This window comes from Pseudomonas nitroreducens NBRC 12694, from assembly GCF_002091755.1.
GTDB lineage: Bacteria > Pseudomonadota > Gammaproteobacteria > Pseudomonadales > Pseudomonadaceae > Pseudomonas > Pseudomonas nitroreducens.
This window is the reverse complement of record NZ_BDAI01000011.1, coordinates 146,772-169,396: the sequence shown is the minus strand read 5'-3', so window position 1 is coordinate 169,396 and position 22,625 is coordinate 146,772. Positions and strand designations below refer to the sequence as shown.

Below are 22,625 nucleotides of genomic sequence, written 5' to 3'. Positions count from 1 at the left end.
CCTTCGGACAGCGGCGCACCCGCTACGTACAACGGGCCTTCGATGGTGCGCGGGGTGCCGCCTTCGATGCCGACCGCCGCGTCCTGGGCGTCCAGCAGCAGGTCGAGGTAGTGCTCGATGCCCAGGCCGGCGACCACCAGCCCGGCCTCCTGGCGCGCGCCGAGGCGGTTGAGGTAGTCCACGGCTTTCCAGAACTCGTCGGGGGTGACATTCATGTCTTCGATGAGCCTGGCGGTGTCCTGCAGGATGCGCAGGACAAGGTTCTTCACGCGCGGGTTGCCCTGATCGTTCAGGGCGCCGCTGGCCTCTTCGAAGAAGGTCTGGATGTCGGCAGTCTGGGAAATCTTCAGGGTCACGTTGATCACCTCGTTCTTGTTGTTTTCGGAGTCAGCTCGCGCAGCGCACGGCCTCGCGGTCGACGCGGTGGAAGACGCGATTGAAGTACACCAGGCTGTCCTGGCGCTCGCGCACGGCGACCTTTTCCAGCTCGACGAACATCACGGTGTGCGAGCCGACTTCCTTGCAGTCGCTGATGCGACCCTCGAGGCTGACCAGCGCCTGGCGCAGCACCGGCAGGCCGGCGTAGCCGTCGTCCCAGAGGTCCCAGGCGAAGCGCTCTTCCATGGACACCTTGGTCATCCCGGCGAAATGCTTGGCCAGCTCTTCCTGCTCGCCACAGAGCACGTTGACGCACAGGTGGCCGTTGCTGCGGAATACATCGTGAGTGGCGCTGCCGCGGTTGACGCAGACCAGCACCGTGGGCGGCGAGTCGGTGACCGAGCAGACCGCGCTGGCGGTGATGCCGCAGCGGCCTTCCGGGCCGTTGGTGGTGATGATGTTCACCGCCGCCGGCAATTGCGCCATGGCGTTGCGGAAATCGATCTGGGTCTGGCTGAGGGTGTTGGCCATGTCTTCGCCCCTTGTGCTGGAGTGGCCGGCACGCCCGGCCTTTCTTGTATGGGGCCAGCGTAGGGCAGCGCCAGGGCGCGAAACATTCAGACGATTACCACCCCAGAGGGTGGTGGCCGCTAGTCATCTAGGTGGTTTCTTTATCGTCAGCCTCGGCGACTATGGGTATGCTCCGGGACATGCCATTGCGGCGACCGGGCCAAAGCCCGGCGCACGCGGCCTACGTGCAGCTCTACAACGATAAAAAAAGAAAGTGGCAACGCCTGATGGATGCTAGAAAACCCGTGGTCTACATCGTCGACGACGACAAGGACCTGCGCACCTCCCTCGCCTGGCTGCTCGAATCGGTCAGCATCGAATCGCTGTGCTACGGCGGCGCCGAGGAGTTCCTGCGCGAATACGACCCCAAGCTCCCCGCCTGCCTGGTGCTCGACGTGCGCATGCCCGAGACCAGTGGGTTCCAGTTGCAGGAAATGCTCAACGACAAGGGCATCGCCCTGCCGACCATCTTCGTCACCGCCCACGGCGACATCCCCATGTCGGTGAAGGCGATGAAGAACGGCGCGCTGGATTTCGTCGAGAAGCCCTACAACCCGCAGCAGATGCTCGATCGCATCCAGGCCGCACTGAAAAGCGCGGTACAGGTACACGCCGGGCAGGAGCAGAAGCAGGTCCTGCAGCACAAGCTCGACCTGCTGACCGGGCGGGAACGGGAAATCCTGATGATGGTGGTGGACGGCAAGGCCAGCAAGGTCATCGCCCGCGAGCTGAACATCAGCGTCAAGACCGTCGACGTGCACCGCACCAAGATCAAGGAAAAGATGGGCGTGAGCAGCATCGCCATGCTGGTACGCGAAGTGCTCAACGTGCCGCTGGAAGAATCGCGCCCCTGACCGGGGCGCTCTCCCTTAATTCGTTTCGACGCGCTCGCCGCACAGGTCGAGGGCGAACAGGCGCTCCGTCTCGGCCGGCGCCAGGCCGCTGCCGATCAGGCTGAACAACTTGCCCAGCGCCGCTTCGCGGGTCATGCCTCCGCCGGAAACCAGCCCCGCATCGCGCAGGCGACTGCCCGCGGCATAGACGTCGAACGCCACGTGCCCCTGCGGGCATTGGCTGATCGCAGCCAACACCACGCCGCGAGTATGAGCCTCGCGCAATACCGCGAGCAGCTCCTCGTTATCCGACGGACCGGTGCCGCTCCCGTAGCACTCCAGCAGCAACGCCTGTACCCCACTGCCGAGCAGCGCACGCAGGTGCTCGGCACGCAGGCCGGGGAACAGCGGCAGCACGGCGAGGTTCACCGGTTGGCGCGGCTGGCGGTAGCTCAGTTCGGCAGGAAGCGATTCCGCGCGTTCACCTTTGCGCTCACGCGGCAACACGGCAAAGGCATCGAACGCCTCGCTGCGCAGCTTGGTGACGCGGGCGCCGTGCATCATCTCGCCATTGAAAAACAACCGGACACCCGGCTCGACACCGGCATCCAGTGCATTCAGCGCGCCCAGCAGGTTCGCCGGCGCATCGCTGCCCGGCGCGCCCATCGGCTGCATGGAGCCGGTGAACACCACGGGCACGTCCAGCCCCAGGAGCAGGAAGGACAGCGCCGCAGCGCTGTAAGCCAGGGTGTCGGTGCCGTGCAGGACCAGCACGCCGTCATGGTCGCACTGCTCCACCGCACCGACGATGGCGTCGCGCATGGCCAGCCAGTTGGCCTGGGTCATGTTGGCACTGTCGAGCAGCGGTTGCAGTTCGCTGAAGGACCAGTCGAGGTGAATCTCGCCGTGGCCTTGCAGTTGTTCGCGCATGCGCGCTTCGAAACCGCCAGCCGGCGCCAGGCCTTCGGCAGTCTGCAGCATGCCGATGGTGCCGCCGGTATAGAGGACGAAGAGGTTCTTCACGCGACGCATGCCAGTGCTCTTGTAGGAAAGTTCACAGGATAAACCGCAAGGCCGGGAGAAGTCCCGGCCTTGCGTATCAGACCAAAGTCAGCGGATCAGCCCTGGGCGGGCAGGCTGCCGTGGGCCGGAGCGGTCGAATTGATCTTGTGCGCGTCGCGCCAGGCGTCGTGGTCGATGTCCAGGTCGGCGAACTTGCTGGCGTCGAACACCGGGCGCTCGATACCGGAGCGGCGCTGCTCGTCGTAGTCGCGCATCACGCGCAGGCCGGTCTTGATCAGCATCGCCAGGGCCACCAGGTTGACGAAGGCCAGGCAGGTCATGGTGATGTCGGCGAAGGCGAACACGGTGCCCAGGTTCTGCATCGAGCCCCAGAGGATCAGGCCCAGCACCAGCACGCGGAAGGCGATCAGCGCGGTGCGGCTGCGGCCGACGATGAACTGCAGGGCGTTCTCGCCGAGGTAGTAGTTGTAGGTGATGCAGGTGAACACGAACAGCGACAGCGCGACGCTGACGAAGATCCGGCCCCAGTCACCGACCACGGCGGCCAGCGAGTTCTGGGTCAGGGTGATGCCGTCGCCTTCGAAGCCCGGGGTGTAGAAGCCCGAGAGCAGGATCAGCAGCGCGGTGCAGGTGCAGATGACGAAGGTGTCGAGGAACACGCTGAACGCCTGGACCACGCCCTGGGACGCCGGATGGCGCACGGCGGCGACTGCGGCCACGTTCGGCGCACTGCCCAGGCCCGCTTCGTTGGCAAACACGCCACGCTTCACGCCCATCACGATGGCGCTGCCCAGCAGGCCGGCGAAGGCCGGTTCCAGCCCGAAGGCGCTCTTCACGATGGTGGTCAGCATGCCCGGCACCAGCTCGATCTGGGTGACGATCACGTACAGGGTCACGGCGATGTAGGCCAGGGTCTTGACCGGCACCAGCAGGTCGGAGACCGCGGCGATGCGCTGGATGCCACCGAAGAACACGATGGCCAGCAGCACGGCCAGGGCGATGCCCGAATACAGGACCGGGATGTCGAAGGCATTCTGCAGCGAGTGGGTTACGGTGAAGGCTTGCAGGCCGTTGAAGGCGAAACCGTAGGTCACCAGCAGCAGGACCGCGAAGGTCATGGCCATCCAGCGCAGCTTCAAGCCGTGCTGGATGTAGTAGGCCGGGCCGCCGCGGTACAGGCCGTTGCCGTCGCTACGCTTGTAGACCTGGGCCAGGGTGCACTCGAAGAAGCTGCTGGACATGCCCACCAGCGCGGTGACCCACATCCAGAACACAGCGCCGGGGCCACCGAGGGTCACGGCGATGCCGACACCCGCGATATTGCCGGCACCCACGCGGCCGGCGAGGCTCAGCATCAGTGCCTGGAACGAGCTCAGCTGGCCGGATTGGCCCCGGATCGACTCCTTGAACACGCCGAACATGTGGCCGAAGTGGCGGAACTGGACGAAACGGGAGCGGATGGTGAAGTACGCGCCGAGTCCTACGATGAGGACGATGAGGACTTTCCCGGAGAGGAAATCGTTGATCGCGTCGAGCATGTGCTGGGGCCTCGATTGTTATTGTGGGAGCACGGACCTGGGGCTGGTCCGCTCACTGGGGGCGCATGGTTGCGCCCGAAGCCTTCCGAAACAATTTCGCGGCTTGCTACGAATTGATGCTACCTGACGCTATAATTGCGCCAGTCGCATCACCTGGACCTGGCACGAATGTCCGAAAACCTCGGCCCCAATCTCAAGCTGCTCTGCGCGCACTACCGCTCTATTTCGGAGGTTTGCCGCAAGCTTTCGATCAACCGCGCACAGTTCAACAAGTATCTCGGCGGGCAGAGCCAGCCCACCGCGTACAACCTCAAGCGGATTGGCGACTTCTTCGGCGTCGAGGACTACGAGCTGCAATTGCCGCCCGAGCAATTCGCCCGGCTGATTGGTGCGCGCGGCACCTCGCAGGCCAACGTGCAACGCGACGATCCATTGCTGGAAATGCTCCGCCCGCTGCGCGACCACGCAGGCAACCTGTCGCGTTACTGCGGCTACTACTTCGAGTATTCCAACTGCATGTCGGTCCCCGGCTCGATCCTGCTCTCGCTGGTGCACCTGTACGAAGAGGACGGCAATTTCCTCTTCGAGCGCCAGGAGCGCCAGGAGCGTTCCAGCAGCACCGACGTGCAGGCCGAGGACTGGGTGCGTTGCCGCTACCTGGGCGCAGCGTTCCAGTTGCAGGACCGGGTGTTCCTGATGGACTACGAGTCGCTCACGGTCAACGAGATGAGCCAGACCATCCTCATCCCCAGCTTCAAGAGCCGCATCACACGCCTGAACGGCCTGAAGACCGGCGTCTCCAGCGGCGACCGGCGCACCCCGGCCTGCACTCGCGTGGTCTGGGAGTACCTGGGGCCGGAGATCAACCGCATCAGCGCCTATCGCCAGGTGAAGCTGTACCAGCCGGACGACCCGCGCATCGACGACGACGTGCGCCAGCGCCTGCAGGTCGGGCCGATCCGCCACGGGTTGTTCGAGATCGAGTAAGCCTGCTCGGCGCTATTGCTTTCTGTAGGAGCGAGCTTGCTCGCGAACGGATTCACCGGTTGCTCCGACGCTGGGCTGTTCGCGAGCAAGCTCGCTCCAACAGCAACGGTGTCGCCCTACCCCTTGCGACTCTGCAGCCAGGCCGCCGCCAGCCCGCTGCCGCAGATCACCGCGATCCCCAGCAGCGCCGACGGCTCCGGCGTATGGCCGAAGATCACGAACCCCAGCAGCCCGGCGAAGACGATCTGGCAATAGCTGAACGGTGCCAGCAGAGCCGGCGCGGCATGCTTGAAAGCCTGGGTCAGGAACAGGTGCGCGGTCATCCCGCAGGTGCCCAGGGCCAGCATCATCAGCCCATGGACCAGTCCCGGCCATTGCCAGAAGAACGGCACCAGCGCGCTGACGATCAGGGTGTTGCACAACCCGGCGAAGAAGTTGCTGGTGGTCGGACTGTCCACCTGGCTGAGCTTGCGGGTCAGCAACTGGTAGAAGCTGAAACACAGCGCCGAACCGAAGGGCAGCAGGACTGCCGGGGTAAACAGGTCACCGCCGGGGTGGACGATGACCAGCACGCCGGCGAATCCCACCAGCACTGCGGCCCACTGGCCGAAACTGACCCGCTCGCCCAGCAGCGGTACCGACAATGCCGTCACCAGCAGCGGCGCGAGGAAGTTCACCGAGGTCGCCTCGGCCAGCGGTATGTACTGCAGCCCCGTGGTGAACAGGAAGCTGGTACCCAGCAGGCACAGTGCCCGTAGCGTCTGCAGGAACGGATGGCGGGTCCGCAGCACGGCGAGGCCGGCGCGCGGCAGGAAGATGCCCGCCATCAGCAGCGTGTGCACCACATAGCGCGCCCACACCACCATGACGATGGGATAGATGCTCGCCAGGTACTTGGACAGCGCGTCGTGGCTGGAGAACAGGAAGGTCGCCAGGACGATGAGCAGGATGCCCTTGAAGGGCTGGTGGACGCCGGACAACGGCGATTGGCTGGTACTCATCGACTCACGGATTCAATAGGCAGATGCGGCCGGCACGGGGGCCAACATGGAGAGCGGGACAGCCTAGCAGGAGGCTCTGCAGAAAGAATCCGCCGCGCCGCTACCCGAGCACCTCGCGGGTCCGCTGAAAGGCCGGGCGATACGAGTCCTGCTCGGCGTTGTGCCAGGCATCCTACGCGCAATGCCGGCGGAAGAATGTTCCATTTGGTTAATTCATGTTCGAACAGCGAACGCTTACGCCTCTGGCGAATTGCGGCCCGCCGGCGCGGAGCACCACTATGGACCCAGCCGCCGCCTCGATGCGGCGCCAACAACTATAAGAAAGGTCCGTTCACATGCTCATGCTCACCCTGGCACGCCTGCGCGCGTGCATCGCTCGTACCGCCCCTCCGCACATTCCTGTCGCGCCTGGCTGATCCGCGTCCTGACCGCCTTAGTCCTCCATCCGCCGCCCTCCGAAAGGGCCGCGCGGAGGTCCCCGCTCGCCTCAACAATGACAAGAATGCCGAGGGAATACCCCATGCTCCGCCAGCTGCCGCATCTCACCATCAGCGTCTGCCTGTTACCCACCCTGCCCGTCCTGGCCAGTGCCGACGAAGGCGGCTTTCTCGATGACGCCAAGGCCAGCCTGCTGCTGCGCAACTTCTACATGAACCGCAATTACGTCGGCGAAGCCCGCCAGGACAAGGCGGAGGAATGGACCCAGAGCTTCATTCTCGACGCCCGCTCCGGCTACACCCAGGGCACCGTCGGGCTCGGCCTGGACCTACTCGGGCTGTACAGCCTGAAGCTCGATGGCGGCAAGGGCACGGCCGGCACCCAGTTGCTGCCGACCCACGACGACGGTCGCCCAGCCGACGATTTCGGCCGCCTGGCGGTGGCCGGCAAGGCCAAGGTGTCGAACACCGAATTCAAGGCCGGTGAATGGATGGTGGTGTTGCCGATCCTGCGCTCGGACGACGGCCGCTCGCTGCCGCAGACCTTCCAGGGCGCCCAGGTCACCTCGAAGGAAATCGACGACCTGACGCTCTACGGCGGCCAGTTCCGCCAGAACAGCCCGCGCAACGACGCCAGCATGCAAGACATGTCACTGTTCAACCGCCCCGCCTACACCTCGGACCGCTTCAACTTCGCCGGTGGCGAATACCGCTTCAACGGCGACCGCACGCTGGTCGGCCTGTGGAACGCGCAGCTGAAGGACATCTACCAGCAGCAATACCTGCAGCTGCAGCACAGCCAGCCGCTGGGCAATTGGGTACTCGGTGCGAATATCGGCTACTTCTGGGGCAAGGAGGATGGCAGTGCCAAGGCCGGAGACCTCGACAACCGGACATTTTCAGGAATGTTTTCGGCCAAGTACGGTGCAAGCACCTTCTACCTCGGCCTGCAGAAGGTCATGGGCGATGACGAATGGTTCCGCGTCAATGGCACCAGTGGTGGCACCCTCGCCAACGACAGCTACAACGCCAGCTACGAGAGCGCGAAGGAGCGCTCCTGGCAACTGCGTCATGACTACGACTTCGCCGCCTCCGGCTTTCCCGGCCTGACCCTGATGAACCGCTACATCCACGGCGAAAACGTGCACAACGCCAGCACCACCGACGGCAGCGAATGGGGCCGCGAGAGTGAACTGGCGTACACAGTGCAGAGCGGCACCTTCAGGACGCTGACCGTGAAGTGGCGCAACTCGACCATGCGCCGCGACTGGGGCAGCACCAACAGCTTCGACGAGAATCGGCTGATCATCAGCTATCCGCTGTCATTACTCTGATGCGCTTTGGGCGCCGAACTCACCGACGCGCGAAGGAACGCGCTGATTCCGCTCCCATGAAAAAGCCCCGGCGTGCCGGGGCTTTTCCTTCGTTCAACTGGCGGTTTACTGCCCGGCCGGCTTCTCGGCGTCTTCCGCCTCGATCTCTTCCAGTGCCAGTTCCAGCCCCCAACTCGAAGCCTCGACAGGCTGGGTGGCCGGCGGCGGTGCAACCGGCGCCGGGGCAGCTGGCTTGGCAGCCGCAGGTGTGGCGGTGCTGCCGACGCTGCCCGGGTTGTCCTTGTACAGCTTGAGCTTCAGCCGCAGGTTGTTCGCCGAGTCGGCGTTCTTCACCGCCTCTTCCTCGGTGATCGCCCCTTCCACCGCCAGGTCGAACAGCGCCTGGTCGAAGGTCTGCATGCCCAGGGCACGGGACTTGTCCATGATCTCCTTGATCGAACTGAAGTCGCCACGCTTGATGATGTCGCTGATGGTCGCCGTGCCCAGCAGCACTTCCACTGCTGCACGGCGCTTGCCGTCCTGGGTGCGTACCAGGCGCTGGGAAACGAAGGCCTTGAGGTTGTTGCCCAGGTCGTTGAGCAGCTGCGGCCGGCGCTCCTCGGGGAAGAAGTTGATGATGCGGTCCAGCGCCTGGTTGGCGTTGTTCGCGTGCAGCGTGGAGATCGCCAGGTGGCCGGTGTCGGCGAAGGCCAGGGCGTGCTCCATGGTCTCGCGGTCACGGATCTCGCCGATCAGGATCACGTCCGGCGCCTGGCGCAGGGTGTTTTTCAGTGCGGCATGGAAGCTGCGGGTGTCCACGCCCACTTCGCGCTGGTTGATGATCGACTTGCGGTGCCGGTGCACGTATTCGATGGGGTCTTCGATGGTGATGATGTGGCCGCCGCTGTTGCGGTTGCGGTGGTCGATCAGCGCCGCCAGGGAAGTGGACTTGCCCGAGCCGGTGCCGCCGACGAAGAGCACCAGGCCGCGCTTCTCCATGACCACCTTGAGCAGCACGTCGGGCAGCTTCAAGTCGTCGAACAGCGGAATGTCCAGCTTGATGTTGCGCGCCACGATGGACACTTCATTGCGCTGTTTGAACAGGTTGATCCGGAAACGCCCTACACCGGGAACTGAAATCGCCAGGTTCATCTCCAGCTCGCGGTCGAACTCCGCACGCTGCTCCTCGTCCATCAGCCCATAGCCGATGCGGGCGACATCGCCTGCCTTCATCGGCTCGTTGGACAGGGGTTTGAGCACCCCGTTGAACTTGGCGCAGGGCGGCGCGCCGGTGGAGAGGTAAAGATCCGAACCATCCTGGGTGGCCAGGATCTTGAGCATCGCTTGGATATCCATTGAACTGCATCCGTACGCAAGGTGGCGGCGGACGCCGTCTGTAAGCGGCGCCCCATAAATAAGAATTTGCTTATTGACTCTATGGAGCGCCCCCAGGCCAGACAATGCAACCCATCGCGAAATGCGACCTGCATCACTGCTGCCGTACAATCGCGCCCAGACGCTTTCATCTAAGGACACGAAACAATGCCCGTTGCCATGGCCCGCCACATCCTGGTCAAGACCGCCGCCGAAGCCGAGCAGATCAAGCAGCGCCTGGCCAAGGGCGAGGATTTCGCCGCCCTGGCGCGCAAGCACTCCACCTGCGCTTCCGGCAAGCGCGGCGGTGATCTGGGCGAGGTACGCCCCGGCCAGATGGTGAAGTCCATCGACCAGGTAATCTTCAAGAAGCCGGTCGGCGTGGTCCACGGCCCGGTGAAAAGCCAGTTCGGCTACCATCTGGTCGAGGTCTATTTCCGGGACTGAGGGAACCGAGTCATGACGCCGCAACAGATCGCCCGCTTCTGCCTGGAACTGCCCGGCGCCCGCGAAGACATCAAGTGGGGCAGCAACCGAGTGTTTTCGGTGGCGGGCAACAAGATGTTCGCCATCCTCGATTTCCTCGACAGCGGCAATGGCGGCCTGGCGTTCAAGGTCGGCCCGGAGCTGTTCCTGGGCTATGTCGACCGCCCCGGCATCCGCCCTGCGCCCTACCTGGCGCGGGCCTTCTGGATTTCCATGCAGCGCCCCTACCCCATGGGCGATGCCGAACTGCGCGAAGCCCTGACCCGTTCGCACCAACTGGTGGTCGCCCGCCTGCCCAAGCGGCAGCGCCTGGGCCTCGTGCTGGAGGCGCCCTGATGCGCACGCTGAATTGGGAAGGCCTGTGGCACGCGCCGACCTCCAGCTGGGAGTCCCTGCAATTGGGCGACGGCCGCGCGGAAAGCCAACTGCGCGCCATCGACGAGGCGGGCGGGCCGCCCTATCAGTTGGAGTATCAACTGGAGTGGGACAGCCAATGGCGCCTGCGCGAGGCGCATTTCTCCGTCGAGAGCAAGCGCGGTGCGCATCAGCTTCACCTGCTGACCGATGGCGAAGGCCATTGGCGAAGCGGCAGCGGCGAGTTGCTGAGCGAGCTGGAAGGATGCCTGGACATCGACCTCTGGCCGTCGCCCTTCACCAACACCTTCCCGATCCGCCGCCTGCAACTGGCCGACGGCGATCGCCGCGAACTGGCGGTGGTGTATCTGGAAGCGCCGAAGCTCATGCCGGTGCGGATGCGCCAGGGCTATACACGCATCGACGCCACTCACTACCTGTACGAAAACCTGGAGGGCACGGACTTTCAGGCGTTGCTGTCAGTGGATGCCGAAGGCCTGGTGATCGATTACCCGACACTCTTCCGCCGGGTGTGACAGGCTCGCCCCTGCGGATGACACCCCTGGCTGGCGCCTACGCAAAACCATATCCAGGTAGTTCGTTAGCTAGCTTTCCTACATGGCCACTGCGGTCCATCATGTAGCACCCACCTGCCGTACCGAACTGCTGCACATGCCTGCCCAGAACCGCTCCACCGCGTCCACCCTGCAAGTGGTGTCCGTCGTCCTGTTCACCTTCATCGCCTACCTGACCATCGGTATCCCGCTGGCCGTGCTCCCCGGCTATGTGCACACCGACCTGGGTTTCGGCTCGGTCATGGCGGGCCTGGTCATCAGCATCCAGTACCTGGCCACCCTGCTGACTCGTCCCTACGCCGGCAAGGTCATCGATACTCTCGGCCCCAAGCGCGCCGTGCTCTACGGCATGCTCGGCTGCGCCGGCAGTGGCGCGCTGATGCTCGGTTCCTGGGCGATGCAGGGCCTGCCGTGGCTCAGCCTCGGCCTGCTGATGGCTGCACGCCTGGTACTGGGCACCTCGGAAAGCCTGGTCGGCAGTGCCTCGATCGCCTGGGGCATCGACCGCGTCGGTGCGGCGAACACCGCCAAGGTGATTTCCTGGAATGGCATCGCCAGCTACGGCGCCCTGGCCATTGGCGCGCCGTTGGGCGTGCTGATGGTCGGCCAACTCGGGCTGGCCAGCCTGGGAAGCAGCGTAGTCCTGTTGGCGGCGCTCGGCTTCGCCCTGGCCTGGCCCAAGCGCGCCGCGGCATTGGTGCATGGCGAGCGTATGCCCTTCCACCACGTACTCGGCCGGGTATTCCCCCACGGCATGGGCCTGGCACTGGGCGGTATCGGATTCGGCACCATCGCCACGTTCGTCACGCTTTATTACGCCAGCCTCGGCTGGAAAGACGCCGTCTACTGCCTGACCGCTTTCGGTGGCTGCTTCATCGGCGCGCGACTGCTGTTCGCCAACGCCATCAACCGCCACGGCGGTTTCCGCGTAGCCATCGCCTGCCTGTCGGTGGAAAGCCTCGGCCTGCTCCTGCTGTGGAGCGCCCCGACGCCATGGATCGCCCTCGCCGGCGCGGCGCTGACCGGCTTCGGCTTCTCCCTGGTGTTCCCCGCGCTGGGCGTGGAAGCCGTCGGCCTGGTGCCTGCCTCCAATCGCGGCGCCGCGCTGGGCGCCTATTCGCTGTTCATCGACGTGTCGCTGGGGGTTACCGGGCCGCTGATGGGCGCCGTCGCCAACGGCTTCGGCTTTGGTTCGATCTTCCTCTGCGCCGCGCTCGCAGCATTCAGCGGGCTGATGCTCAGTTTGTGGCTCTATCAACATTCCTATCAGCAGCCCTGATTGACACGGCGCAGCTTTAGAACCGCAACAGCGTTGATTGCCTTCGAGCGCCCCTGATCCGGGAGCCATCGCCGTTGATCAGGTCATCATGACATCCGCATGACAGAGGCTGGACGAAAAAGTTCGATCCTCTGCTATTATCCGGCGGCGCCGGGGCGACCACGCCCCGAATACAACCAAAAGAACATGCCAGCACAGAACTCCACCTACCCCGTTCACGCACTTCGGGGCGGAGAGCTTTTTTCTTTCTGTTCGCTGGCGCTGCACCATTAAGGAAATCAAGATGCTGAACCACCGGATCAGTCTGCTCGCACTGGGGATCCTCGCGTCGACCGCCGCGATGGCCGAAGACCAGTCCACTGCCAAGGGCTTCGTCGAAGACAGCCACCTGGACCTGTTCTTCCGCAATGCCTACATGAATCGTGACTACAAGCACGGTCGCGACGACAAGGCCGAGTGGGGCCAGGCCGCTACCGCGACCTTCACCTCCGGCTTCACCCAGGGCACCGTGGGCTTCGGCGTTGACGCCTTCGGCATGTACGCCCTGCGTCTGGATGGCGGCCAAGGTAAGAGCGGCGCTGCCGGCATCGACTTCTTCAAGCAGGGCGACAGCGGCGAAGCCGCCAACGACCTGGCCCGCGCCGGCGGTGCAGTAAAAGCCCGCTTCTCCAACACCGTGATCAAGTACGGCGACCAGATGCCGGCCCTGCCGGTGCTGAGCTACGACAACTCCCGCCTGCTGCCGGAAAGCTTCACCGGTACCCTGATCACCTCCAAGGAGATCGAAGGCCTGGAGCTGAACGTCGGGCGCTTCACCTCGGAAACCCGCAAGAGCGCCGAAGGGCGTGACAGCGGCGGCCTGAAGCGCATCGACGTGTTCGGCGGCAGCTACAAGTTCACCGACAACTTCAGCGGCTCCCTGTACGGCTATGAGAGCGAAGACGTCGCCCGCAAGCAGTACATGAACCTGAACTACGTCATCCCGGTAGCCGACAAGCAGTCCCTGACCCTGGACTTCAACGGCTATCGCACTCGCGTGAACGAAGACTTCGCTGCCGACCACGGCTACGACGGCACCAAGAACACCATCTGGAGCCTGTCGGCCGCCTACAACATCGGCGCCCACACCTTCATGGTCGCGCACCAGCGCAACAACGGCGACTCCGGCTACCAGTACGGCTGGTACCAGAACGAAGGTGGCCTGGGTGATGGCGGCACCACCATCTGGCTGGCCAACTCCTACTGGTCGGACTTCAACGGCGAGGACGAGCGTTCCTGGCAGGGCAGCTACAGCCTGGACTTCGCCGAGTACGGCGTTCCCGGCCTGAGCTACACCGTGGCCTACGTCTACGGCGACAACATCAAGACCGCCGAGACCAGCAACGGCAAAGAGCGTGAAATCTTCAACCAGTTGAAGTACGTCGTACCGAGCGGCCCGGCCAAGGACCTGTCGGTCAAGCTGCGCGGTTCCTGGCTGCGCGTGTCCAACGACGCCCGCTCCTACAACGACGACGGCAACGAAGTGCGCGTCTTCGTCGAGTACCCGGTCAACATCTTCTGATGATCTGATCAGGCTCCAAGGAAAACGCCCCGTGGCAGCGATGCCACGGGGCGTTTTTCATTCCGGCCTCTTCTACTCCAGAGTGCGCCGCCTGGGTAGCCACGGCATCGGCGGCAGCGCCATGCGCAGGATGTGGAAGCACAGCAAGAGGATCAACCCACCGGCCACGAAGGAGCCCAGGCGCTGCGCCGGTTCGAGCGTGTCGTTGAGCACATTGAGCAGCAGCATCGCACTGCCCCCCAGCATGCAGGCGAGCAGGAATACCGCAAGGATGTAGATCTTCAGCGTCAACAGCCGCCAGTGCCAGCGCATGCGGCGGCGAACGGGGACTTCATCGGGGGGAAGTTGCGGCACGATCCTTTGCCTCCTGACAGGTTTCTGACGGGCTCACGCAACAGCAGCATGCGACGTCGAGATACTGGCAGGATGCTAGTCCGCACGGCGGGAAATGCCAAGGCGCGCAGGGTGCGACCCATCGACAGGCCGGCTGCGCGCCGATGAATGGCCGGGCGTCAGCGCACCACGCTGTTGATGTCGTGGCGATTGAGGGAGGTGCGCATTTCCTCGTACCACTCCGGAATCACGTCCTTCAGGCGCTCCTTGGCGTCCTCCAGCTTGAACGGCTGGGTATAGCGCTTCTTGCGATAGGAATAGATGAAGTAGGTGCCGTTGCGGTAAAGGATGCGGTCGAAGGTGTAGAAACCGATATGCGTGCCATTGCAGCGCGCAGTCAACACCATGTCGCCCTCTTCGTACGGCAGCACACCCTCGGCACATTCGTAGGTGAAGAACTCGCGCACGTCGTCCCAGTCCACACCATCGCTGCTGGCGTGCAGGAAGGCTTCGGCCTGCTCCTCGGATTCGTCGGAGTGGTCGCTGTACCAGATGAACAGCGGGATACTCTGGTTGGTCTCGTCACCCAGCCAGCTCTCGCCGTCCAGGTACTGCGCGCTGCGTGCGAGGCTCGCCTGCACGCGGCGGTGGCTCTGGCGGTACTCTTCCAGTTGCTCGTCGAACGCAGGAATGTCCTCGCCCAGCACCACGCCGTCCATGCCCTTGATCTCGGCCACGCGCGCCAGGTAATCGGCATACAGCGCCGCATCCTGGATCACGGTGCAGGTATCGCGGGTCAGGCTCAGGCCGATCTCGGTGAAGTTGGCACTGCCGAGGATCACCACGTCCGGCTCGATGAGCACCAGCTTCCAGTGCACGCTGTTCTGTGCACGAAAATCCACGTGCAGGGTCACGCTCTTGCCGGCGTCGCGGACGCAGAAGTCGATGAAGTCCGGCGAGGTGAAGGAATTGATGGTGCCCACCAGCAGGTCCAGGCGATTGCCCTTCTCCACCAGGGTTTCGATCAGTGCCTCGGTTTCACTGGCGGAGGCCGAGACGACCGTGATCAGCTTGCCGCTGACCTGCTCCAGGTACTGCTTGAGCGAATGTTGAGCGTTTAGGATTTTCATACAGCCCCCACCAGAATTCTGAACACCGAATTCTGATGCAGGACAATGGGGGGTTTCAACTGTCGGATGCCGACCTACGCCCGCAAATCGGGCGCTGCAGCGGCAAAGCATGCAGCCCGTGCCTGGTCATGGCATAATGAGCGGCTTTGCCAGGCGCCTGTCGGTCTCGTTCGACGACCGCGCCTTCCCTGCCCGCCCGCGCCGTCAGCGCCCGGCGCGCACCATGTCCAGCCAAGGGTCAGTCAGTTGATTTCCACCGCCAATATCACCATGCAGTTTGGCGCCAAGCCGCTGTTCGAAAACGTTTCCGTCAAGTTCGGCAACGGCAACCGCTACGGCCTGATCGGCGCCAACGGTTGCGGCAAGTCCACCTTCATGAAGATCCTTGGCGGCGAACTGGAGCCCTCGAGTGGCCAGGTCATGCTGGAAAACGGCGTGCGCCTGGGCAAACTGCGCCAGGACCAGTTCGCCTATGAAGACTTCAGCGTGATCGACACCGTGATCATGGGCCACGAGGAACTGTGGAAGGTCAAGGCCGAGCGTGATCGCATCTACTCCCTGCCGGAGATGAGCGAGGAAGACGGCATGGCCGTGGCCGAGCTGGAAGTCCAGTTCGCCGAGTTCGACGGCTACACCGCCGAATCCCGCGCCGGCGAGCTGCTGCTGGGCCTGGGCATTCCGCTGGACCAGCACTTCGGCCCGATGAGCGCCGTCGCTCCGGGCTGGAAGCTGCGCGTGCTGCTGGCCCAGGCGCTGTTCTCCGATCCGGACCTGCTGCTGCTCGACGAGCCGACCAACCACCTGGACATCAACACCATCCGCTGGCTGGAAAACATCATCACGGCGCGTAACAGCACCATGATCATCATTTCCCACGATCGCCACTTCCTGAACAGTGTCTGCACCCACATGGCGGACCTGGACTACGGCGAGCTGCGCCTGTTCCCGGGCAACTACGACGAGTACATGACCGCGGCCGAACAGGCCCGCGAGCGCCTGCTGTCGGACAACGCCAAGAAGAAGGCGCAGATCGCCGAGCTGCAGACCTTCGTCAGCCGCTTCTCGGCCAACGCCTCCAAGGCCAAGCAGGCCACCAGCCGTGCGCGCCAGATCGACAAGATCCAGCTGGAAGAGGTCAAGCCGTCCAGCCGCGTCAGCCCGTTCATCCGCTTTGAGCAGCACAAGAAGCTGCACCGCCAGGCGGTCACGCTGGAAAAGGTCAGCCAGGGCTTCGACGGCACCGCGCTGTTCAAGAACCTGAGCATGCAGGTGGAAGCCGGCGAGCGCATCGCCATCATCGGCCCCAACGGTATCGGCAAGACCACCCTGCTGCGCACCCTGGTCGGCGAAATGGCGCCGACTGCCGGCGAAGTGAAGTGGACCGACAGCGCGGACGTGGGCTACTTCGCCCAGGACCACGCCGAGGACTTCGAGGACGATTACAACCTGTTCGACTGGATGGCCCAGTGGACCCAGGGCGGCGAGCAACTGGTGCGCGGCACCCTCGGCCGCATGCTGTTCTCCAACGACGACATCAAGAAGTCGGTGAAGGTCATCTCCGGTGGCGAACAGGGCCGCATGCTGTTCGGCAAGCTGATCCTCAAGCGCCCCAACGTGCTGGTGATGGACGAACCGACCAACCACCTGGACATGGAGTCGATCGAGTCGCTCAACCTGGCGCTGGAAAACTATCCGGGCACCCTGATCTTCGTCAGCCATGACCGTGAGTTCGTCTCCTCCCTGGCGACCCGCATCATCGAACTGTCGGAAAATGGCGTGACCGACTTCAGCGGTACCTACGACGACTACCTGCGCAGCCAGGGCGTGATCGTCTGATCACTCCCCTGCCCGGATGAAAAAGCCCCGCTCTGTGCGGGGCTTTTTCTTGGGCGCATTCTGGTCGGGATTCCTTGCATCAGCGTCCCGACGTCTGCATCGTTGCGCTACCCAGGCTGACGTCGAAGAACTCCGCCGCCGAAGCGACCAGGTCACGGTGGATGGCCTGGCGATCGAGTCCCTGGGTGTCAGTGCACAGGTCCGGCGTGGCTTCTTTTTCTTCTTCCGAACAGGGCGACATGAACACGAAGTGCCCTGCCCCATCCAGCACCCGCAGGTCCGCCTGCTGTGGCAGCTTGCGAGCCAGTGCGGCGGCATTCTTCTTCCAGTCGAGGATATGGTCGTCATTGCCGGTGTAGAGCAGTACCGGCACCTGCACGTCTTCCAGCTCATGGGCGCCATACATCAGGCTCAGCGGCGCGAGCAGGAGCAAGGCGCCAACGCGCGGGTCGGCCATGGGCACCAGGTCGCTGCGGTCGGCGCGCACTTCCCCCTTCTCGCTGCAGGCATCACGGTCGTCCGGGCGCTGCTGGCAGTACTTGATCAGCCGCTCCAGGCGCGGCTGAGCGCCGGCCAGGATCAGGGCGGTCTCACCGCCGGCGGAATAGCCGATCACACCGACCTTGCGCGGGTCGACAATGGCCGCGATCTGCGGATCGAGCAGCGCGGCGCTGATGGTTTCGGAAACCTGCAGCGGCCGCCCGTAGAGATTGCTCAGCGCGCCCAGGCGGCTGTGGTCATGCAGGTTGTCGCCGGGATGCAGCAGCGTCACCACCACGAAGCCCTTGCGCACCAGCGCCTCGATCAGGTCGCGATGGGCCAGCGGCGTGCCGTAGTTGCCGTGGGACATCACCAGCAGCGGGAAGCGCCCGTTGGCGGTCTTGCCTTCATAGGCGACGTCGAGGATGAAATTGCCCAGGTGCAGGGGCTGTTCGGCGGCTCGCGTCGGGTAGAAGGCGATGGCCTTCATCGGCTGCTGATCCAGCGGGTCGCTCACCTGAAGGCGATGGAATCCGACGCCCCAACCGGAAGAGGCCCAGCTGGAGGTACTGACCGCGGTACCGAAAGTAACGAGCAGAAGAACCCAGAGCAGGCGCCTCGCCATGGTGCACACCGTCCCGTAACGACTCCAGATCAGGCGCCACGGGGCATGTCGCAGGAAAAAAAGCCGCCGGGCACCGCCAAACGGAAATATCTGCATAGTACGCGCCAGTTTTCAGCGCCCTGAAACGGCAGACGGACGGCAAAAGAAAAAGCCCCGCAATGCGGGGCTTTTTTCAGCGGCGTTACTCAGGCAGCGGCGAACTGGCTGGCAATGCTCGCCTGGGCGCCGGCAATGGCGTTGCGGCGCGGCTCGTCACCGTAGGCCAGACCTTCGGCGCGCACGACCTCGATGTCAGTGATACCGAGGAAGTTCAGCACCAGCTCGAGGTAGTTCTCGTGGGCGACACCGCTGGGTTGGCCGGCATGGATGCCGCCGGCGGTGGAGACGATGATGACTTTCTTGCCGCCAGCCAGGCCTTCCGGGCCGCTCTCGGTGTAGCGGAAGGTCTTGCCGGCAACGGCGATGCGATCGATCCAGGCCTTCAGCTGGCTGGGGATCGAGAAGTTGTACATCGGCGCGCCAATGACGATGGCGTCGGCAGCCAGGAATTCTTCGATGCTTTGCTCGCCCAGGGCGGCTTCGTGCTTCTGCGCGGCGTCGCGCAGTTCTGCCGGAGTGCCGGCGGCAACCAGGCTGGCGGCGGACAGGTGGCTGATGGCGTCAGCAGCGAGATCGCGATAGGTGACTTCGACGCCCTGCTCGGCGGCGGCCCAGGCAGCGACCAGTTCGGCGCTCAGTTGGCGGGAAGCGGAGTTGTCGCCGAGGATGCTCGAATCGATGTGCAGCAGTTTCATGTGTGTTCTCCAGAGAAGGTGCCAGGGGAATTGGCGGAGGAATTCGTCGTTGAAGGCAAGACTACGCATGTAGCCAATCTTCGATAAGTCGGCAAAAATGCAATTATTCGTCTCACCAGCAGGACAATCCCATGCAGGACCTCAATGACCTCTTCTATTTCGCCAAGGTGGTGGAGGCTGGTGGATTCGCCGCCGCCGGACGCCTGTTGGGCTTGCCGAAGTCGCGCCTCTCGCGGCGAGTAGCAGAGCTGGAAGCGCGCTTGAATGTGCGCCTGCTGCAACGCACTACCCGCAAACTGGCACTCACCGACCTGGGCGAGCGCTATTACCGGCACTGCCAGGCGATGCTGGTGGAAGCCGAGATGGCGGACGAGGTGGCCGCACAACTCAGTGCGGAACCGCGCGGACGGGTGAGGCTGTCGTGCCCGGTGGCGCTGGCGGAAACCTCGCTGAACGAGATGCTGCCGGGCTTTCTCGCCGCCTATCCGCAGGTGAACCTGGAGCTGATGCTGACCAACCGCCGCGTCGACCTGCTCAACGAAAGCATCGATGTCGCCCTGCGGGTGCGGGCGCCGGGAGACGAGGACCTGTCGCTGATCTCGCGGCGCCTGCGCCTGGCGAAGACCGCGCTGGTGGCGGCGCCGTCACTGCTCAAGGGCGTCAAGTTGCGCACGCCGGAAGACCTGGCCACCCTGCCCGTCCTTGGCGCCATCGACAATGACCGCCGCGTGCACATGAAACTGACCGGCCCCGAGGGAGAAGTGAAGGAAGTGGCGCTGGAAGCGCGTCTGGCGGTGGAGGACTTCAACCTGCGCAAGAACGTCGCGCTGGCGGGGCTGGGGGTGACCCTGCTGCCATTGCACTACTGCACCGAGGAACTGGAGGACGGTCGCCTGGTGCGCGTGCTGCCCGCCTGGAGCGAGCCGGAGGCCTACCTGCAGGCGGTTTATCCGCACCGGCGCGGCATTCTCCCGGCGGTTCGGGCGCTGCTCGATTACCTGGAGGAAGGCTTCTCCAAGGACGATTGGCCGGTCTGACGACTGCGCTTAGGCGGGATTCGCGCCCAGCCCCATCAATGCGCCGACCCAACCCAGCAGACGGCCGCCGCTGAGCCAGTCAATCCAGAACAACTGGTGCAGCAGGACGATGGCCCAGAACACCAGCTGGAACGACAGCTTACGGGTCTTGTGACGGAATACCTGCTGGGCGAGGAAGGCGCCGGGCCAGCCGCCGAGCAGCTCCAGCAGGTGCAGGCTCTGTTCGGGGGTGCGCCAGCCGTTGCGTTCGGCGCTGCGTTTGTCGCGCCAGTAGGCAAGGAAAGCCAGCGCGCTGAAGGCGGGATAGAGCAGCAGGAACCAGATGAAGTAGCCGTCCTTCAGCCAGAGCAGCGAGCCGATGACGGGTAGCGCCAGCAGCACCGCGAGAACCGCCAGCGCCCGCCCCAGCGAGCGCTTCGGCGCACTCGGGAAAGCCACTTCGCGACCGCTGCGGACGCGCTCGCGGGTGGCGGCGGGAGCAGGATTGCGGCGTATGGCCGGGGTATCGATGGCCAACCCGGCCAGCCTGGCGTGATCGGCGCGCGGGCGGCCGTCCTTGCCTGCGCCTTCGATGTAACACACCTGGTCGCCCGCTTCCGGACGGCGGTCGCCGCGGAAGTCGGAAATGTGCAGGAAGACTTCCCTGCCGCCGGCCTGGGGACGGATGAAGCCGAAGCCCTTGTCATCGTCCCAGCGGCTGATGATGCCGTTCTTTTCCACGTTCACTCGCTATCGGATCAGGGTTTGACGCTGCTCCAGTCGATCAGGGCGAACTGCCAGGTTGCCAGGATCAGCAGGCCGAACACGATACGGTACCAGGCGAAAGCCGCATAGCTGTGGTTGGCGATGAACTTGAGCAGGCCGCGCACGGCGATCATCGCGAAGATGAACGAGGTGACGAAGCCCACCGCGAACACCGGTAGATCCGCCGGCTGGAAGACATCGCGATACTTGTAGCCGGAATAGACCGCGGCGCCGACCATGGTGGGCATGGCGAGGAAGAAGGAGAACTCGGTGGCGGCCTTGCGCGACAGGCCGAACAGCAGGCCGCCGATGATGGTGGCGCCGGAGCGCGAGGTGCCAGGGATCAGCGCCAGACACTGGCAGAAACCGACCTTCAGGGCTTCCTTCCAGGTCATGTCGTCGACGGTTTCGGCGTGGATCACGTGCTGGCGCTTCTCCGCCCAGAGCATGATCACGCCGCCCACTACCAGGGCCACGGCCACGGTGATCGGGTTGAACAGGTAATGGTGGATGTAGTCGGCGAAAGCCATACCCAGCACTACGGCGGGGAAGAAGGCGATCAGCAGGTTGAGGGTGAAGCGTTGCGCCCTGGGCTGGCTGGGCAGGCCAAAGATGATGTCGAGGATCTTGCGGCGGAACTCCCAGACCACCGCAAGGATGGCGGCGAGCTGGATGATGATGTTGAAGGCGTCGGCACGTTCGCCGCCAAAGCCGATGATATCCGCCACGATGATCTGGTGGCCGGTGCTGGAGATCGGCAGGAACTCGGTAAGCCCCTCGACCACGCCAAGAATGAAGGCCTGAAAGGCGCTCCACAGATCCATACTACTTCCCCCGCGAGGCACGCTGGCTCGCACGTTTCTAATGGTTTTTTCCGCTGCCTGCTCCGGGCGCGCAAGCGCCGCAACGGCGTCGCATGCTAATGCATCGGCCGTCGGGCGCCATGAAATTCACAAAAATTTCTCTTGCACAGCGCCGGCAGAGGAAGCGTTGGCAATTTCGCAAGGAATCTCTTCCCACCGTCGCCAGGAAGATGCAGACAACCACGATCCGGGCCGGTTCGCGCCATCATGCAAAATGCCTAATTCGTTGAAAATTCTCAGCACATTCGTACCAGAAAGCCTAGGAAATACCCTGATGTGTTAGTCCGACGAAACACTCGGGTCGCCGCAAACGCAGGCCCGCTGCAGCTTGACCCTCCCCGCCCAAAGTTGTGTATCAGGGATGCAACAGAATCCGCTTCATTGGTGATCCGCGCCCCGTGCTAGGGCCCGCGCAGGAGTTTCGTACGGCCGTTCTGTATCACCCGCGTGACACGTGCCTCTCGATGGCCCGCAGGGGTGAACGCTATCTCATTGATTAGCAATGGGTGTTCAAAAGCGGCACGCCCCCTGCTCCACCTTGGTACCGCTGGTTAGGGCTCAGCGCACCAAGAAGGAACCGCCATCATGTTGGGGAGCATCGCAAGGAGAGTCGCATCCTGCTCGCTGCTGGCCGCAGGTTTCGTCGCCTCAATCGCCATGCAGCCATTCGATCAGGCGCAGGCAGACAACGGCGTCATCGTGCTGCAACGCACGGTACAACCCAGGGTCGCCACGCGGCCGACCATGACGCCCGATCCGAATCCGATCACCGTCAACACCAACATCTCTTCCCAGGTCAACGCCACCGTTGGCGGCACGCTCGGCTCGAGTGAAGTGGGCGACGCGGAATTCGCCTCGGTCACCAGCGGCTCGGGTATCAACGCGATGATCCTGCCGGGCGGCAACCTGCCTGCCATGACGACCACCCAGGCCAACATCAGCAACACCGTCGGCAATGTCAACGCCGGCCACTCTTCGGGCGGCGGTGGTGCGGGTGCCGGATTGTCCAACCAGATCAATGGCGCCATCGGCCGTGGCCTGGCTCCGTTGCAGATGCTCGGTGGAGGACGCTGA

General features: G+C 64.0%; 23 protein-coding genes. 11 read left to right on the top strand and 12 right to left on the bottom strand.

The window, feature by feature from the left end; genetic code table 11:
• On the bottom strand, positions 1-356 hold a 356-nt coding region (locus tag PNI01S_RS23110; protein WP_276526977.1), incomplete at its 3' end, for a dioxygenase.
• A gap of 31 nt (positions 357-387) precedes the next feature.
• On the bottom strand, positions 388-909 hold the full coding sequence (gene hpaC, locus PNI01S_RS23105) for a 4-hydroxyphenylacetate 3-monooxygenase, reductase component (RefSeq protein WP_024767261.1): 522 nt from the start codon (positions 907-909) through the stop codon (positions 388-390).
• Positions 910-1,175: 266 nt separating this feature from the next.
• On the opposite strand from hpaC, the gene PNI01S_RS23100 reads away from it, so the two are divergent.
• Complete coding sequence (locus PNI01S_RS23100; protein WP_024767262.1) at positions 1,176-1,802, top strand: response regulator transcription factor; 627 nt, start codon at positions 1,176-1,178, stop codon at positions 1,800-1,802.
• 15 nt (positions 1,803-1,817) lie between these two features.
• On the opposite strand, the gene PNI01S_RS23095 is transcribed toward PNI01S_RS23100, so the two are convergent.
• Positions 1,818-2,813, bottom strand: a complete 996-nt coding sequence (locus PNI01S_RS23095) for an asparaginase (RefSeq protein WP_084359316.1) — start codon at positions 2,811-2,813, stop codon at positions 1,818-1,820.
• 86 nt (positions 2,814-2,899) lie between these two features.
• On the bottom strand, positions 2,900-4,342 hold the full coding sequence (locus PNI01S_RS23090; RefSeq protein ID WP_024767264.1) for an alanine/glycine:cation symporter family protein: 1,443 nt from the start codon (positions 4,340-4,342) through the stop codon (positions 2,900-2,902).
• A gap of 168 nt (positions 4,343-4,510) precedes the next feature.
• Here PNI01S_RS23090 and PNI01S_RS23085 point away from each other — a divergent pair, with 168 nt between their 5' ends.
• Entirely contained in the window at positions 4,511-5,329 is an 819-nt protein-coding gene (locus PNI01S_RS23085; protein ID WP_024767265.1) for a helix-turn-helix domain-containing protein, read from the top strand.
• Positions 5,330-5,445: 116 nt separating this feature from the next.
• On the opposite strand, the gene PNI01S_RS23080 is transcribed toward PNI01S_RS23085, so the two are convergent.
• Positions 5,446-6,330, bottom strand: a complete 885-nt coding sequence (locus PNI01S_RS23080) for a DMT family transporter (protein WP_024767266.1) — start codon at positions 6,328-6,330, stop codon at positions 5,446-5,448.
• A gap of 520 nt (positions 6,331-6,850) precedes the next feature.
• Between PNI01S_RS23080 and PNI01S_RS23075 the strand changes: the two genes are divergently transcribed.
• Positions 6,851-8,101: an OprD family porin gene (locus tag PNI01S_RS23075; protein ID WP_084359314.1), complete on the top strand. Its 1,251-nt coding sequence runs from the start codon at positions 6,851-6,853 to the stop codon at positions 8,099-8,101.
• Between the two features lie 105 nt (positions 8,102-8,206).
• Here the strand turns inward: PNI01S_RS23075 and PNI01S_RS23070 are convergent, their stop codons facing one another.
• The gene (locus tag PNI01S_RS23070; protein WP_024767267.1) at positions 8,207-9,436 is read right to left on the bottom strand and encodes a PilT/PilU family type 4a pilus ATPase; all 1,230 of its coding nucleotides are present in this window, start codon (positions 9,434-9,436) and stop codon (positions 8,207-8,209) included.
• 186 nt (positions 9,437-9,622) lie between these two features.
• Here PNI01S_RS23070 and PNI01S_RS23065 point away from each other — a divergent pair, with 186 nt between their 5' ends.
• From PNI01S_RS23065 to PNI01S_RS23045, 5 genes are all read left to right on the top strand, one after another.
• On the top strand, positions 9,623-9,901 hold the full coding sequence (locus PNI01S_RS23065; RefSeq protein WP_024767268.1) for a peptidylprolyl isomerase: 279 nt from the start codon (positions 9,623-9,625) through the stop codon (positions 9,899-9,901).
• 12 nt (positions 9,902-9,913) lie between these two features.
• Positions 9,914-10,276, top strand: coding sequence for an MmcQ/YjbR family DNA-binding protein (locus tag PNI01S_RS23060; RefSeq protein WP_084359312.1), 363 nt, complete (start codon positions 9,914-9,916; stop codon positions 10,274-10,276).
• On the top strand, positions 10,276-10,830 hold the full coding sequence (locus PNI01S_RS23055) for a putative glycolipid-binding domain-containing protein (protein WP_084359309.1): 555 nt from the start codon (positions 10,276-10,278) through the stop codon (positions 10,828-10,830). Before PNI01S_RS23060 ends, PNI01S_RS23055 begins: the two co-directional genes overlap by 1 nt.
• A 136-nt stretch (positions 10,831-10,966) precedes the next feature.
• Positions 10,967-12,148 (top strand): MFS transporter, encoded by a 1,182-nt coding sequence (locus PNI01S_RS23050; protein WP_084359307.1) that lies wholly within the window; start codon positions 10,967-10,969, stop codon positions 12,146-12,148.
• Between the two features lie 283 nt (positions 12,149-12,431).
• Complete coding sequence (locus tag PNI01S_RS23045) at positions 12,432-13,709, top strand: OprD family porin (RefSeq protein WP_084359305.1); 1,278 nt, start codon at positions 12,432-12,434, stop codon at positions 13,707-13,709.
• A gap of 72 nt (positions 13,710-13,781) precedes the next feature.
• Here PNI01S_RS23045 and PNI01S_RS23040 read toward each other — a convergent pair whose 3' ends face one another.
• Both PNI01S_RS23040 and PNI01S_RS23035 read right to left on the bottom strand, forming a co-directional pair.
• A complete protein-coding gene (locus PNI01S_RS23040; RefSeq protein ID WP_024764475.1) occupies positions 13,782-14,063 on the bottom strand; it encodes a hypothetical protein in 282 nt (93 codons plus the stop codon).
• Between the two features lie 158 nt (positions 14,064-14,221).
• Entirely contained in the window at positions 14,222-15,172 is a 951-nt protein-coding gene (locus PNI01S_RS23035; RefSeq protein ID WP_024764474.1) for a phospholipase D family protein, read from the bottom strand.
• Positions 15,173-15,418: 246 nt separating this feature from the next.
• Between PNI01S_RS23035 and PNI01S_RS23030 the strand changes: the two genes are divergently transcribed.
• Positions 15,419-17,008 carry an ABC-F family ATPase gene (locus PNI01S_RS23030; RefSeq protein WP_038803663.1) on the top strand — a complete coding sequence of 530 codons (1,590 nt, stop codon included), beginning with the start codon at positions 15,419-15,421 and terminating at the stop codon, positions 17,006-17,008.
• Positions 17,009-17,087: 79 nt separating this feature from the next.
• Here the strand turns inward: PNI01S_RS23030 and PNI01S_RS23025 are convergent, their stop codons facing one another.
• The gene (locus PNI01S_RS23025; protein WP_084359303.1) at positions 17,088-18,113 is read right to left on the bottom strand and encodes an alpha/beta hydrolase family protein; all 1,026 of its coding nucleotides are present in this window, start codon (positions 18,111-18,113) and stop codon (positions 17,088-17,090) included.
• 185 nt (positions 18,114-18,298) lie between these two features.
• On the bottom strand, positions 18,299-18,907 hold the full coding sequence (locus PNI01S_RS23020; RefSeq protein WP_084359301.1) for an FMN-dependent NADH-azoreductase: 609 nt from the start codon (positions 18,905-18,907) through the stop codon (positions 18,299-18,301).
• A 131-nt stretch (positions 18,908-19,038) separates the two neighbouring features.
• Between PNI01S_RS23020 and PNI01S_RS23015 the strand changes: the two genes are divergently transcribed.
• A complete protein-coding gene (locus tag PNI01S_RS23015; protein WP_024764472.1) occupies positions 19,039-19,944 on the top strand; it encodes a LysR substrate-binding domain-containing protein in 906 nt (301 codons plus the stop codon).
• 9 nt (positions 19,945-19,953) lie between these two features.
• Here PNI01S_RS23015 and PNI01S_RS23010 read toward each other — a convergent pair whose 3' ends face one another.
• Positions 19,954-20,664, bottom strand: coding sequence for a DUF1294 domain-containing protein (locus PNI01S_RS23010; RefSeq protein ID WP_024764471.1), 711 nt, complete (start codon positions 20,662-20,664; stop codon positions 19,954-19,956).
• Between the two features lie 17 nt (positions 20,665-20,681).
• Positions 20,682-21,512, bottom strand: a complete 831-nt coding sequence (locus PNI01S_RS23005; protein WP_084359299.1) for an undecaprenyl-diphosphate phosphatase — start codon at positions 21,510-21,512, stop codon at positions 20,682-20,684.
• Positions 21,513-22,136: 624 nt separating this feature from the next.
• On the opposite strand from PNI01S_RS23005, the gene fapA reads away from it, so the two are divergent.
• Positions 22,137-22,625: a functional amyloid chaperone FapA gene (fapA, locus tag PNI01S_RS23000; RefSeq protein WP_024764469.1), complete on the top strand. Its 489-nt coding sequence runs from the start codon at positions 22,137-22,139 to the stop codon at positions 22,623-22,625.